The organism is Escherichia sp. AM3 (assembly GCF_032029835.1).
Lineage (GTDB): Bacteria > Pseudomonadota > Gammaproteobacteria > Enterobacterales > Enterobacteriaceae > Escherichia > Escherichia coli.
This window is the reverse complement of sequence record NZ_JAVUPQ010000446.1, coordinates 1-763: the sequence shown is the minus strand read 5'-3', so window position 1 is coordinate 763 and position 763 is coordinate 1. Positions and strand designations below refer to the sequence as shown.

At 59.4% G+C, this 763-nt stretch carries 2 protein-coding genes and 1 pseudogene; all 3 read right to left on the bottom strand.

Features of this window, described 5'->3' with window-relative positions:
• Positions 1 to 190: plasmid SOS inhibition protein A (locus RTW80_RS26500; protein ID WP_171949143.1), on the bottom strand; the 190-nt coding region annotated here is incomplete at its 3' end.
• Complete coding sequence (psiB, locus tag RTW80_RS26495) at positions 187 to 621, bottom strand: conjugation system SOS inhibitor PsiB (RefSeq protein ID WP_000845936.1); 435 nt, start codon at positions 619 to 621, stop codon at positions 187 to 189. The genes RTW80_RS26500 and psiB, both read right to left, overlap by 4 nt.
• A 54-nt stretch (positions 622 to 675) precedes the next feature.
• A pseudogene (locus RTW80_RS31785) lies at positions 676 to 763 on the bottom strand (chromosome partitioning protein ParB); the annotation flags it as partial.

Sequence of the window (763 nt, the reverse complement as noted above, 5' to 3'; positions counted from 1 at the left end):
GAGCAAAAAAGCGGAGATCGGTCAGCGAAATCCGGCGACTGCCATTCAGGCAGCGAAAGAAAGCGCTGGCATAAGGCCATGCTGAAAGTGTGCGTCCCTGACGACGACGTTGTTCGGTGACAGCCACAGCCTGCATGGCGGCCTGTTGCTCTGCGCTGAGGGGGATCAGTGCCCGTGAACGTGCGCTCATGCCTGACTTCCTTCCGCCATCAGGATATGGATGATGTCACTGACGCTGTACCCCTGCGCGTCCAGTGACGCCGCCAGTGCCAGTGAATGGCTGACAGCTTCCGGTGCAAACCGCCGCTGTACCTGAACCACCGCAAACGGCTCACCACCGGCATTCACCAGAACCAGCACCCAGACCTGAGAGACATCGCCCGGTGAACATAACGCCAGGTGAAAACGTTCGTGGGCAGGCGTGAAACGGACCTGGACGGGGAAAAAGCCGCCAAACTCGCTGCCGTACTCGCCGTTCATCGTCCAGTTATCCGGCGCATCCAGCTCCCGCATCACGGCGTGAGTCAGCTCACGGCGTTCATCACTTCCGGCAGCCCGGATATCTTCATATTCCTGTGTGTTCATGGTCTGTAATACATTCAGGGTCAGTTCAGTTTTCATCACGGTATCTCCCTTGCTGCCGCCCCGTCTCCGGCGGGGCGGTGTGGTTGTTCATCAGGCGGCATCAGCCAGGTTAGCGGTGTGTTCAGTGGCATCCGTCTGTGGACGTGGTGCACACATCCAGCCAGGCACCCAGCGGTTG